Genomic DNA, 13,545 nt, shown 5'->3' on the forward strand with positions numbered 1-13,545 from the left:
CCAAAAGCAAACGGCACAGGGGTTATCCCCGTGCCATTTTAAATTTCATTGACTTCTTGGTTTTGAAATTACCCTAACTTAATGACATTGGCCAATGGGCCCCTCTTTTTTTATTTATCAGATAATTCCTGAAAGGAATTTCTGCTATGATGTTGACAGTATTAATAAAATAGGCTAAATTGAAATGGTATCGATACCAAATTGTAATGGGGAATTAACGATGGCGAATGCAAATATTAGTGATGTTGCCGCATTGGCAAAAGTTTCAGTGACGACAGTTTCTAGAGTCCTGAATGAAAGCGCTTCAGTAAGTCACAAGACGAGGGTCAAGGTCCAAGAGGCCATTGAGACACTCAACTATAAGCGCAGCGATTTGGCTAGAGGCTTGAGGATTAATGAAACAAAGACCATTGGAGTTATCATTTCCAATATTCTTAACCCATTCTTCACCCGTATGGTCAGAGGGATTGAAGATGTCTCGCAAAATTATAACTATAATATCGTTTTGTGCAACACTGATGAACAACCGGAAAAAGAAAGAAAATGTCTGGACATGCTGTTGAGCAAAAATGTTGATGGACTGATCATTGCGGGAACAGGCGGAATGAATGACTATACTCGCCTGGAGAATGGCTTTCCAACGGTATTTGTTGACCGAAGACCGGACGACAAGTACAAGGGCCGCTTCGACACCGTTTTGGTCGACAACATTAATGGCAGCGCGGAAGCTGTTGAACATCTTATTGACTCTGGCTACAAAAGAATCGGAGTCATCGCGGGCTCCAATGAATCTACCACCGGTTATGAACGTTTTCTGGGTTATAAAAAAGCACTTAAAAATAGAGGTATCCCGGAGGATGAAAGCCTGATCAAGTATGGCAACTTTCTTGGCAATATGGCTGATCAACTCACCAAGGAACTGCTGGAGGCGAACTGTGACTCCATTTTTGTAACCAACAATATGATTATGCTAGGTGTTCTTGAAGCGGTGAAAAAGTTAGGCATGAGGATTCCGGATGATGTGGGTTTGGTCGTCTTCGATGATGTGGAGTGGATGCAATATATTCAACCAAGCTTCACCGCTGTGGCTCAACCTACCTATCAAATCGGCTTGACCGCCATGACTGTGCTTATGGACCGCATTTTAAACAAGAATGAAGAAGCACCAAAGGAAATCGTACTGCCTGTAAGCTTAATACAGAGAGAATCGTCCAGAAAACAGAATCAAAGCATTGTATAGTACAATGCGCTTTTTTATATATTAATGAAACCGCTGTCATTTTATAGGTATAAATGGTATCGATTTCATTTCTATAAATAAATCAAAAGGGAGAGTTCAAAATGCACAAGAATAAGTTCATGTCGCTTGTAGCCGTTGTCGTCCTCGCACTTCTTACTGTCAGTTTATCTGCTTGCGGGAATAAAGCATCTGATCCGAACAGCAATGCAACGGGCGGGTCTGATTCGCAAAAGCAAATTGTCATTGGGGTATCGCTTATGACGCTCAATAGCCCCTACTTTGAAGCCATGAAGCGGGGGTTGGAAGAACAAGCAGCTGAAAAAAATGTCAAGGTTGTCGTTACAGATGCACAGCTTAAAGTTGCAGATCAGGTTTCGACGGTTGAAAACCTGATCGCTCAAAAGGTTGACGTTATTTTGCTCAATGCAGTCGATTCGGCGGCAGTCGCTCCCGCAGTAGAAGCGGCCAACAATGCCAATATCCCGATTATCGCACTGGATGTGGCTCCGTCATCGGGGGAAGTCGTGTCGCTTGTGGCTTCGAACAACAAGACAGCAGGGGTCACAGCAGGAGTTTATGTGGCTGAAAGACTGGGCGGAAAAGGCAAAGTGGCTATCCTTGGCGGGCCTCCAATCAGTTCGTTTACAGATCGGATTGCCGGATTTAAAGAAGAAATGGCCAAGCACCCCGACATTGAAATCGTTCGCGAGAAAAATGTGGTTGAGAACAGTACCGATAAGTTTATGGAAGCGGCAGATAATATGCTGACGTCCATTCCAGACCTTGATGCCATATTTGCAGTCAACGATTTTGGCGCTATAGCCGTTGACAGCATCGTAGCGTCCTCTAAGAAGGAGTTCAAAGTGTTCTCCATTGGTGTGGATGGTATGCCGGATGCCATCAAAGCAATTATGGAAGGCGAGGTCGTTGGAGGCTCGGTCGCCCAGCAGCCTGCCGAAATGGGCAAGTTAGGAATCGATACCGCGCTTGATTATTTAAACGGCAAAACACCGCCATCCGTTATTGATGTTCCCGTTAAACTTCTGACGAAAGATAATGCGCAATTCTTTGCATGGTAATTATGGTGTTGCAGGTTATGCGGCTGTCTAAGCTGCCGCATAACCTATTCCCGAGATGAAATGAGGTGACCATGGTGAGGGACCATATGCTCAAAATGACCGGGGTAACCAAAAAGTTCCCTGGAGTAACGGCATTATCAAACGTCAATTTTCAGCTAGGAAAAGGGGAGGTTCACGCTCTGGTAGGGGCCAACGGTGCTGGGAAATCAACCTTGATTAAAGTGCTGGCAGGAGCCCATCGGCCCGAAGAAGGCACCATTGAATTGAAAGGGGAGCAGGTGTATTTCGAGAACCCGTCCGATGCCAAAAAAAGAGGGATTGGCGTCATTTACCAAGAGTTCACTCTCCTCCCGGAGCTGGATGTTGCCAAAAATATCTTTTACGCATCGGAGCCGACTTATGGAGCAGGTTTATTCGTAAATTGGAAAAAGGTTTACGAGGACGCCCGGAAGTTGATTGACAAATTCGGTCTGAATTTAGATGTGACGGCCAGAGTATCCTCGCTGAGTACGGCTGCACAGCAAATGGTTGAAATCGCCAAAGCCCTGTCTCTTAATGCCGAGGTGCTAGTCATGGATGAGCCCACAGCGACGCTGACCGTCCACGAGGTTGAGAGGTTGTTTGAAATCATCAAGGATTTGAAATCCAGAGGGGTATCCATCATTTATATCTCTCACAGACTGGAAGAAATTTTGGAAATTTGCGACAAGCTTACGGTTTTGCGAAGCGGTACCATGGTAGGCGGCATGGATATCAAGGACGCCACCAAGGACAATATCATCAGTATGATGATCGGAAACGCGATGCAGAAGCCGGAAAAGCCCGGATATTATGTGCAGGACGAGACGGCACTTGAAATTAAAGGATTAAGCAATGAGAATGTCACGGATATTCATTTGAATGTCAGAAAAGGCGAAGTGATCGGATTAGCCGGATTGGTAGGAGCAGGCAGAACAGAGCTTGTACGTGCCTTGTTCGGGGCTGATCCGATTCGGGAAGGCCAAATTATCGTCAATGGGAAATCCGTAACGATATCGAGCCCGCGGCAGGCCATTCAACACCGGATCGGGCTGCTGCCGGAAAGCAGAAAAGAGCAAGGCTTGCTGATGAATTTGAATGTCCGCAGGAACACCACGTTTGCTACGCTCAAGAAATTTTCACGGGGGCCGTTTATTTCAAAGCAGCGGGAGAAGGAGCAGGTCAAAGACTACATTTCCCGTCTGAAGATTAAAACTCCGGATACGGAGTTCATGGTGGTCAATCTGAGCGGTGGAAATCAGCAGAAAATTGTTCTGGCCAAATGGCTTTGCAATGAATGCAACATTCTGATTCTGGACGAGCCCACCCGTGGGGTTGATGTACCGGCCAAAGAAGAAATATTTCAGGAAATCAATAATCTCGTGAAAAGCGGGAAATCGATCATATTCATTTCCTCTGAGCTGGATGAAATCCTGAGAGTCAGCGATCGGATTTATACGATGTATAAAGGCCGGATCACGGGTGAGCTCGACCGTGAGAACGTGACGATGAACACAATGATGCACTTGATAACAGGAGGAGATCAACATTAAACGCGATGGCAAAGAAGAGCAGAAGCTGGAGCCTGCCACCAAGACAGCCTGGCTTCAACTGACCAAACAACGTGAATTTGCTGCTTTTGTCGGCTTGCTTGTATTAATTGTTGGATTCAGCATAGCGAGCCCTGATTTCTTTACGACATACAATTTGATGAACATCATGAGACAGGCCTCGATTATTGCCCTCTTGGCTATTGGCATGACCTTCGTCATCATTGCAGGCGGGATTGACTTATCCGTTGGGGCTATCGCTTCCATATCAGGAACCCTGGCCGCCCAGGTCATGATATCCTCCGGTGGCGGAGTGTTCATTGGTGTGTTAACCGGACTAGGTGTGGGGATTGGCGTGGGCTTCATCAACGGCTTGATTATATCGAAATTTAAAGTGCCGCCTATTATCGCCACGCTTGCATTAATGAGCGTTTCCCAAGGCTTGGCACTGGCAGTCACCGGGGGCTATCCCGTCTCAGGCTTGCCGGATTCCTTTGCCTGGTTGGGCAGAGGTTTTGTCGGGGTAGTGCCGATTCCGGTCATCATTTTGCTGCTTATGTACATTGTTGCCCATATCATTCTCAATCACACAAAATTCGGTGCTTATGTATTCGGCCTCGGTGGAAATGAGGAAGCAACGAGACTTGCGGGGTTGAACGTCAACAAGATCAAGATTTGGGTGTACGTTGTCAGCGGGATCACGGCTGCTGTCAGCGGTTTGATTCTGGCATCGAGACTAGGCTCGGGACAGCCCCTTGCCGGGCAAGGCATGGAGCTTAATGCCATCGCCGCAGTTGTCATCGGCGGAGCAAGTGTAGCCGGGGGCGTAGGCGGGGTGATCGGAAGCTTGATCGGTGCGCTGATTATGAGCGTATTGAACAACGGACTGGATCTCATGAACATCAACTCTTATTATCAAATGATCTTTACGGGGATCATCTTGGCTCTTGCTGTAGCGTCACAGAGCAAAAAGCAGAAAAGAGGTAGATAAGATGGGCGCAAGCATCAGGCAACAACTGGATCAATATTTGACGGAGAAAAAAGAGCACCATGTGGATTTCTTAAAGCAATTAGTTGGCTTTGACAGCCGTATCGTTAACGATGGCCTGACAGGCAAGGAAGGGGATATTCAAAGGTTTATTGCCAATAAACTATCCGAAATAGGTGCGGACGAGCTCGATATATTTGAACCTGAGAACGATAGAATCAAGGATTTACCCGGGTTCAACCCAAATCATGATTACACGGACAGACCTAATGTGGTCGCTATTTTCAAAGGGAGCGGAGGCGGAAGGTCTCTCTTGATTAACGGCCATTGCGATGTGGTAGATACGGGCAATGAGAGTCTTTGGACAAGCGGGCCATTCTCCTGTGCGGAGAGAGACGGATATTTGTTTGGAAGAGGCACGGCCGATATGAAGGGCGGTCTGGGAGCAGCCATCTTGGCGCTTGAGGCAATTCAGGAGCTGGGGATCAAGCTGGCGGGAGATGTTATCTTCACCTCGGTTGTTGACGAAGAAGCCGGTGGAAACGGTACATTGGCCTGTGTGGAGAAGGGCTATCGCGCAGACGGGGCTATCATTATGGAGCCGACCGGCCTGGAGGTTCACGCCGCGAACCGAGGCGCCTTCCTGGCGGAATTCAAGGTAGTCGGAAGACCGGTTCACGCCAGCCTGAAGGGATTCGGTGTTAATGCGATCGATAAGGCGTACAAGCTGATTAGTGCTTTGTATGAGCTGGAGAAGTCCTGGCTGCTCACCAAGAAACACCCGCTATTGTCAAATCCCACGATTAATGTGGGCCAGATTATGGGCGGAGATGGCGCGTCGATTGTAGCAGGCGAGTGTACTGTACGGTTTGATGTGGAATTCTTCCCGCGTGAGTATGATGTCGAGGGGCAAGAGTCGATTGTTGATAAGAACCAGGTAAAGCAAGAGGTGCAGGATTGGCTGACAAGGGCATGCGAGGGTGACGAATGGCTGCGTGAGCATCCTGTCCAAATCCATTGGTACCAGGAGACCTCGGCATTTCAGACCGACTTGGATCATCCCTTGGTGACCACCGCGCTGGACTCGATCAAACGCTCACTTGGCCAAGTAACCTTGTCCGGATTTCCGGCAGGATGCGACGGAGTCTACCTGGCTAATATAGGCCGGATGCCGGTCATTATTTTCGGCCCGGGCCGCATTCATCAAGCGCATACCATTAACGAATATCTCGAAGTTAGGCAATATATAGATCATATCAAAGCAACAGCCAACTTTATTATCGATTGGGTAGGAATTGCAGGAGGCGTTGAAATTGATCAGTAAACAACAGTACGAAGAAATCAAAGAACAAGTGCTGGGGTACTTAGCCCAAGCAAACATCGCCGTTACCAAGGAAGAAAGCGATCGGATCGAGGTAGCCGATTTTGGGCTTAATGATATCTATAATAACGGCTTGCAGCTATTGGAGTATGTCAATACAAGCCGGGTATGCGCGAAGGAGCTCGTGATGCTGCCCGGTCAAGCTTGTCCGGAGCATCGCCATCCCCCTTTCGGTAATTATATAGGCAAAGAGGAGACCTTCAGGTGCAGATTCGGCAAGGTTCATCTGTTTGTGGAGGGGGAAGCGATAGATCATCCACAGGCACAACCGCCCGAGAATGGCAAAGAATATTTCACGGTTCAACATGAAATTATTTTGTACCCGGGAGATCAATACACCATCCCTGTTGATACGCTCCATTGGTTTAGAGCCGGGGAAGATGGAGCGGTTATTACGGAGTTCAGTACAACAAGTTATGACGATTACGATATTTTTACGAACCCTGAAATTAAGAGAATTCCTGTGGTGGAGTAACGTTCACTCTTAAAAATACAGTATGACTTATAGGAGGATTTATCTATGTTTAATAGCGCGTTATGGAAGAAGCAGGCTGAGATTGTTGCTAAGGTACTTGAAAAAGCACCGAAATTTGATAAAGATTACCGGCTGCCCTTGGAAGAATTCGCAGAGCGGCAGCAAAAAGTATGGCAGGCCGTCAAGGCGGCTGGTTTTGACTGCGGCATCGTGTACTCAGATGAGCATTACTGTGGCGATGTTCCCTACCTCGGGGGGAATAACAATATTATCGTGGAGCCGATCGCAGGCGTTATTACGGAGAGCGGGTTTCATTTTATCGCTGGTCTGGAGAGCGGGACGGTAGCAGAGCAATTCTATCGCCGTTCAGGGGCAAAGATGAATAAAGTGGATATCTTAAAGATTGACGATCCCCACTACCCTGAGGGCTTGGTCCGCCCTGAGCAGATTATTGAAGCAGCCTGTGGAAGGAAGCCAAAGAAAATCGGGCTGCTTACCACCCGGTACGTGTTCCCAGTCAGCCTGTACAATGTGTTGCGAAACTATGTAGGTGAAGAGAACATTGAGGATATTTCCGAGAAATATCACGAGATCAAATATGAGAAGTCAGAGCGGGAGATGCGTCTGATCGAAGAAGGCAGTAAAATGTGTGATGTGATGATGGAGGGCATGCTTAGAATTCTGCGCCCGGGGATGTATGAGACCCAGGTGGCACAGTGGGGATACGCGATTGCTCATGAGCTTGGCGCCGAAGAGATGGGATTCAAGGTGATGGTCACCGCGGGAGACTCCAATAAAACGATGGTAGGCCGCGCATCCAACAATGTTATTAAGGAAGGAGATATCGTTCATATCGGCGTTTCTCCGAAGCGGGATGGTTTGTGTGCGGCAGAGCGGGCATCGGTCGTCTGTGTGAAGGACCCATCGCTGGTTCCTGCTGAACAGAAGGTATGGTTTGATTTTCTGGAGGGGGCGTTCCACGCAGGAGTTGCGCAGTTCCGCAAGATTGCTGAACAAGACCTGCTCGGTAATACTCATGAACAGGCCATGATTGACTATTATAACAGCAAGGCGGAGGAGATGAGCCAGAAGACGGGCATTGTCTTCAAGGATTTTGCTGAGCTTAAGGGCTATGTGACCACCCATAACTCCGGGTATACGGAATGCCAGGAATTTTATGGTGCCCTTTCACTTGACTTCAACAAGCCGCTGGCCAACAGAATGGTCATGATGATGGACACGGGAATCAAAGGCTATGGAAGCAGCTGGAATGATACGGTAATCAAGGATATTGACTATCTTGTCATTGAGAAAACATTAGGCAAATACGGCAAAGAGGTTCGGATTCTGAACGATCTGCCGGTCAACCTTCAACATTTGGTCGGCGAGGCGTTTTAAAGAGACAACGTTATCGTTTATTATTGTACTGTAGTTCATTGGCATAGCTGTTCTAAAGAGGGTATCTCAAGGTCCTAAAAAGACGGAGAGACACCCTCTTTTTTTATGATGAGATAAGAGATAGTTATCAGGCGAACCGATTTTGCTGGAATTTACAAAAATGCTGAATAAATAACATAGGCTTTACACTTCAAGTCGCAAGGGTCTGTATAATGAAATGTAATTTCTGTATGTTTCATCCGTACTGCTGTTGCCAAGGAGTGATCACAGATGGGCGCAAGAATTAAAGACGTAGCCGAACGAGCGGGTGTCTCCGTTACTAGTGTGTCCAGAGTACTGAATGGAGAAAAATATATTAGCCAGCATATTCTTGATAAGGTGAATCAGGCGATTAAGGAGCTGAACTACTCCCCAAGCCAGATTGCCCGCAGTTTAAAAAAGCAGAAGACCAATACCATTGGTGTCATTGTTCCCGATTTAACGAATTATTTCTGTTCAACGATATTAAGCAGTATCGAGGAAAGTGCCAGCGAATATGGTTATAATCTGATCGTCTGCAATATTGCAGAGAATCTGGATAAGGAATTGAGATACCTGCATGCTGTACGGGAGATGCGGGTAGATGGCATCATCATCATGCATCAAAAGGTAGATGAACGCATTCTTTCTTTTATAGAAGGTGCTTCTATGCCCATCCTGTTCTCGTGCGTACGTTCCCCGCTGCCGGACAGGTTCTCCGTACTGATTAATGACTATCAGGCGGCATCGGATGCCACTGAATATCTCATTGGCCTTGGTCATCGCCGAATTGCCTTCCTGGGCGGGGATCTGGAGGATGTGACTTCAGGCCAAAGCCGCTATCAAGGTTATTTGGACGCCTTGAACAAATCCGGTATTCCGCTTAATCCTGATTGGATCAGATTCGGCAACTACAAGCAGGAGAGCGGACGATTAAGCATGAAGGAGATTCTGGAGCATGGAACAGAAGCGCGGCCTACAGTTGTTTTTGCCGCAAGCGATGATATGGCCGTGGGGGCCATGAACTGCATCCTTGATTATGGACTCCGCATTCCCGAGGATATATCTATTATGGGATTTGACGATAGTCTGATTGCCAAGGCGGTCAGACCCATGCTTACCTCCATGCATCAGCCTGCCCGCGAGCTCGGACGGACTTCGCTTGAATATCTGCACAACTTGATTGAAGACCGGGGGCAGGCGAGCTGCAAAGAAATTTATCTGCCGCATCGGATCATGGAGCGGGCCAGCTGTCGAAGAATATAATATGAATCACCCTATAATCAGGTCCGTCCAAGTTGACGGACCTGCTTTTTCTTTATATCAATATACGAACCGATCAAGCCGCTATATTTAACATAAATCGACGAAAAATCAGGAGTTTATTTAACAAGCAATGATTATGCTAGTGTTGTTCAGGTATCGATACCATATCGATGAATACTGCGGGAAAGAGGTATAGACCCATGCCTAAAGATATTATCTCGGTGGAGGGAAAGCTTACTCCGCTTAGTTCCAAAACCCATATTACTTACCAATTTCACTTGGAGGATGCCTTGTCATCACTGGAGATCGACTTCAGGTATGCGCCCAAGCCCTTTTTAGACAAAGAAGCATCAAAGCCGCTTATTTTAGAAGCTATCGAGAGCTACTCCGATCCGGCATGGGCGGAGCTGTATAAGAAGCAATGGGAGAATTACTATCCCTTGCAGAATTTGCTGACCCTATCTCTGGACAGCCCCTCGGGCTTCCGCGGTTCGGCGCACCGGCATGCCCCAGAGCAACGGCATTTGATCTGCCCGGATGTGAGCAAGACCTCTCCCGGGTTCATCGCCGGGGACGTCCCCTCCGGCATTTGGAAGATCACGATTAGCGTGCACTGCGTTGTTACACCCGATTGCCGTTATGAATTATCGGTAAGGGGGACTGGCAGATGAGATGGCTTCCATTCGAGCTTCATACCCATACGCCCCATAGTGACGGAACACATTCCTTGCTGGAGATGTGCCGGGCAGCCGCAGAGCTTGGACTTGAAGGGATCGCTCTTACGGATCACAACACCGTATCGGGACTGGCAGATGCCGAAGCGGTTAGCAGACAGACAGGCATTACCATCATTCCCGGCATGGAATGGACGACATTCTACGGACACATGCTGACCCTTGGCGCGCCTTATTGCGAATGGAGGGATCTCGGTCCCCATGACATTCACAAAGGCATCGCCCGCGTTCATGAGCAGGGCGGGATCGTAGGCATTGCCCATCCCTACAGCTTCGGCAGTCCGATCTGTACAGGCTGCCATTGGGATTACACTGTAAGCGACTGGGATCAGATTGACTATATGGAGGTATGGCATGAGACGATGCCTTCCATGAAGAATCATAATGTACCGGCTTTCAGTCAATGGACCGAGCTGTTGAACCAAGGGTACCGGATATCCGCTACAGCCGGCCGGGATTGGCATAGATCGGATCCGGACGCCCCTCTGGCGGCTTACACGTATATCGGTCTTCCGGATGCACCCTTGCCGCATTCATTAACCGATATTATTGCGGCAATCAGGCAGGGACGGCTTTGCCTGAGCATGGGACCGCTTTTGGAGATCCGTCTCAACCTGGGAGATGGTCAATACGGGCTTGGAAATGAGGTTCCTTTGCCCATCAAGCAGGGTCACCCTGAAGCGGAGTTGACGGTAAAGATCACATGTTCAACACAGCCCGAGCGACCTTGGGGAGCGGAGAGAGGCAGCCTGATCATCATAGATTCAAATCTGGGAGAGCTGGCAAAAGTACCGGCCCTCGAGTACGACGGTCTGCCGATTTCCCTGACAACTGCAGGATTGCGGTGGCTGCGCGCCCGGCTGTTCGGCACAATCAACGGAATCCTGACAACCATAGCCTGCACCAATGCGGTTTATTTCGCAAATGAACAGCCGAATGAAGAATAACTGCAAGAAAGAGGGGGCCATGCAGCATCCAAGACTAAGCAGCCCTGCCCCTTTGACCTTGCCGGGTTTGGCCGGACCTTTGTTTCTGAGCCAACTCGTGCAGACGGTCATCCTCACCATCGATACTTTGATGCTTAGCCAATATTCTGGTCTTGCCGTTGCCGCGGTAGGTACGGTCTCGCAATTGCTCACAACCGTCAATTTGCTGTTTGGATTCGCTACCGTAGGGGCCGGAATCATTATGAGCCAATTGAACGGCTCGGGGAAGCGGGCTGAGGCGGCTGGTGTCGCCCGGACTGCGATTATAGCGAATCTGCTGCTTGGAGGTATAGCCAGCGTCGTATTGTTCCTGTTCACTGAACCGATCCTGCGTACCATCTCTTTGCCGAAGGAATTAATGCAATACGGAACGGTGTATCTGTCGGTTACAGGATTAGCCTCAATTGCCACGGCTTTTATTATGACTGCGGAAATGGTTCTGCGCATGAATGGCATGGTCAAACGGATGCTTTTGCTATCCTTCACGATGGTTACTCTCAATACGCTTGGCAATTATTTGGTGTTGTTTGAACCCTTTGGCCTGCCCTCGTATGGGGTCGGGGGTGTGGCATGGGTGACTTTTGGAAGCAAGCTGATTGGCGTGGCGTTGGCGGTGGTGCTGTTGATTCGTGCGATGGGTCAAGCTTTGTTCAGGGTTAAGGGCTTCTCGTTCCGGCTTGCTGATGTGAAGGAAATCTTCAAGCTAGGTATTCCCTCTGCCGGGGAGAATCTCTCCTATTCTGCTTCCCAGGTAGTCATTATGATGATCGTGACGTTCCTTGGAACTTCAGCCATCAACACCAAGATATACACACAGACGCTTACCGGATATATCTTTCTGATATCGGTTTCTATCGGCCAAGCGACCTCGATCATCATTGGTCATCTGATCGGAGCCGGAAAATCAGAGCAGGCGAAAACCACCGGGCTTCGGCATCTCAGAATTGGGCTATTCTTAAGCTGTTCCGTCAATCTGCTCCTGTATCTGTTGTCCAAGCCGCTAATGGGTTTGTTTACGGCGGACAGCCATGTTATTAACATGGCTTCCAACCTGATCCTGCTGTCCGTCCTGCTAGAAGCAGCCCGTGCCTGCAATGTCATTATGATTGCTTCGCTGAATGCTAGCGGTGAGGTGAAATATCCTGTTATGTTGGGCCTTATCATGATGTGGGGAGTGAGCGTCCCTGCTGCTTATCTGTTCGGAATCGTATGGGGCTATGGGATATACGGCATTTGGCTGGCTTTTATTATAGATGAATGGATTAGAGCCTACTTCATGCTCCGACGCTGGAAATTAGAGAAGTGGCGGCAAATTCGCTTGTCCGCTCTCGAACCCAAATACAGTAGTCCGGAATTGCAGCCCAATGTCGAATCAACCACTTGAAAACCTTCGTGATCGAAAGATGACTTTTTGAACAACCGCTAAAATGATTAATTTTCGAAATGAACAGCAAGGAGGATGGTTCCCTTGTCCAACCACATGTCAAAGGCTACACCGCTGGGCGTCTTAGACCAAAGCATCCTGCGTAAACGCAATAAAAGGATCCGGAGGCAGCCTACGCTTGCCTGGTATCTGTTTCTTCTGCCCACCTTGCTTGGTATAGCGGTGTTCATGATCTATCCGCTGGCGGAGTCGCTGCGGCTCAGCTTCACCAAGGGGGCCGACGAGCGATTCGTTGGACTGGACAATTACGCGAGCGTACTGGAGTCAGGCACCTTCTGGTACTCGGTGTACAACACGCTTTACATTACGGTCTTTCAGCTTCTGATTGCCATTCCGATCGGTTTCATCATTGCTTGCCTGATCAACAATTTACGTCGTGGCTCCAACTTCTTCAAGGTGCTGTTCTATCTGCCCAACGTCACTTCTATTGTTGCAGCTGCCACTGTCTTTCTGGCGCTTCTTCATCCGGATGGACCCCTTAACTATGCAGCGCAACTGTTGGGTTTCGAGAAGGTAATCTGGCTGTCACAGCCGCTCTCGGCCAAGTGGGGTGCAATCATTCTCTCGGTCTGGCATTGGCTGGGCTTCGTCATCATTATTAATCTGGCCAACTTGCAGGCAATATCAAGCGACTACTATGAGGCGGCCGCTATCGACGGGGCTTCCGGCTTTAAACAGTGGTTGTACATCACCTTGCCGAATATGGTTGGAAGTCTGACGGTTCTGTTCATCATTGGCTGGATTGGCGGCTTGCAGCGTTTCTCGGATGCTTATATGCTTGGCGGCTTGCAGGGAAGCCCGGCACGCTCCTTGCACACGGTTGTCGGGTTTATCTTCGAAAGGGGGTTCGGAGGTCATGAATATGGCCTGGCCTCTGCAGCGTCATATATTCTGTTCCTCTTTATTCTGATTTTCACTTACATCAATACCAAAGTCACAAAGATGAAGATATAAGGTGGGGTCTATAG

Annotated in this window: 12 protein-coding genes; all 12 read left to right on the forward strand. The window is 48.5% G+C overall.

Annotated elements, in window-relative coordinates:
- The first annotated feature begins 220 nt into the window (after positions 1–220).
- Positions 221–1,240, forward strand: coding sequence for a LacI family DNA-binding transcriptional regulator (locus KQJ23_RS19255; protein WP_216480535.1), 1,020 nt, complete (start codon positions 221–223; stop codon positions 1,238–1,240).
- 101 nt (positions 1,241–1,341) lie between these two features.
- A complete protein-coding gene (locus KQJ23_RS19260) occupies positions 1,342–2,319 on the forward strand; it encodes a sugar ABC transporter substrate-binding protein (protein WP_216480536.1) in 978 nt (325 codons plus the stop codon).
- Between the two features lie 74 nt (positions 2,320–2,393).
- Positions 2,394–3,890 (forward strand): sugar ABC transporter ATP-binding protein, encoded by a 1,497-nt coding sequence (locus KQJ23_RS19265; RefSeq protein ID WP_216480537.1) that lies wholly within the window; start codon positions 2,394–2,396, stop codon positions 3,888–3,890.
- Positions 3,891–4,047: 157 nt separating this feature from the next.
- Positions 4,048–4,878: an ABC transporter permease gene (locus KQJ23_RS19270; RefSeq protein WP_216480538.1), complete on the forward strand. Its 831-nt coding sequence runs from the start codon at positions 4,048–4,050 to the stop codon at positions 4,876–4,878.
- Between the two features lies 1 nt (position 4,879).
- Positions 4,880–6,199, forward strand: coding sequence for an ArgE/DapE family deacylase (locus KQJ23_RS19275; protein ID WP_216480539.1), 1,320 nt, complete (start codon positions 4,880–4,882; stop codon positions 6,197–6,199).
- A complete protein-coding gene (locus KQJ23_RS19280; RefSeq protein ID WP_249529920.1) occupies positions 6,189–6,731 on the forward strand; it encodes a cupin domain-containing protein in 543 nt (180 codons plus the stop codon). The genes KQJ23_RS19275 and KQJ23_RS19280 overlap by 11 nt, the downstream gene beginning before the upstream one ends.
- A 45-nt stretch (positions 6,732–6,776) precedes the next feature.
- Positions 6,777–8,129 carry a M24 family metallopeptidase gene (locus tag KQJ23_RS19285; protein WP_216480540.1) on the forward strand — a complete coding sequence of 451 codons (1,353 nt, stop codon included), beginning with the start codon at positions 6,777–6,779 and terminating at the stop codon, positions 8,127–8,129.
- 270 nt (positions 8,130–8,399) lie between these two features.
- Positions 8,400–9,413, forward strand: a complete 1,014-nt coding sequence (locus KQJ23_RS19290; protein WP_216480541.1) for a LacI family DNA-binding transcriptional regulator — start codon at positions 8,400–8,402, stop codon at positions 9,411–9,413.
- Positions 9,414–9,613: 200 nt separating this feature from the next.
- Complete coding sequence (locus KQJ23_RS19295; protein WP_216480542.1) at positions 9,614–10,084, forward strand: hypothetical protein; 471 nt, start codon at positions 9,614–9,616, stop codon at positions 10,082–10,084.
- Complete coding sequence (locus KQJ23_RS19300) at positions 10,081–11,094, forward strand: CehA/McbA family metallohydrolase (protein ID WP_216480543.1); 1,014 nt, start codon at positions 10,081–10,083, stop codon at positions 11,092–11,094. The genes KQJ23_RS19295 and KQJ23_RS19300 overlap by 4 nt, the downstream gene beginning before the upstream one ends.
- A 19-nt stretch (positions 11,095–11,113) precedes the next feature.
- Positions 11,114–12,517 carry an MATE family efflux transporter gene (locus KQJ23_RS19305; RefSeq protein ID WP_216480544.1) on the forward strand — a complete coding sequence of 468 codons (1,404 nt, stop codon included), beginning with the start codon at positions 11,114–11,116 and terminating at the stop codon, positions 12,515–12,517.
- A gap of 96 nt (positions 12,518–12,613) precedes the next feature.
- Positions 12,614–13,531 (forward strand): carbohydrate ABC transporter permease, encoded by a 918-nt coding sequence (locus KQJ23_RS19310; protein ID WP_216480545.1) that lies wholly within the window; start codon positions 12,614–12,616, stop codon positions 13,529–13,531.
- The last annotated feature ends 14 nt before the right edge of the window (positions 13,532–13,545 follow it).

This window comes from Paenibacillus brevis, assembly GCF_018919145.1.
Taxonomy (GTDB): Bacteria; Bacillota; Bacilli; order Paenibacillales; family Paenibacillaceae; genus Fontibacillus; species Fontibacillus brevis.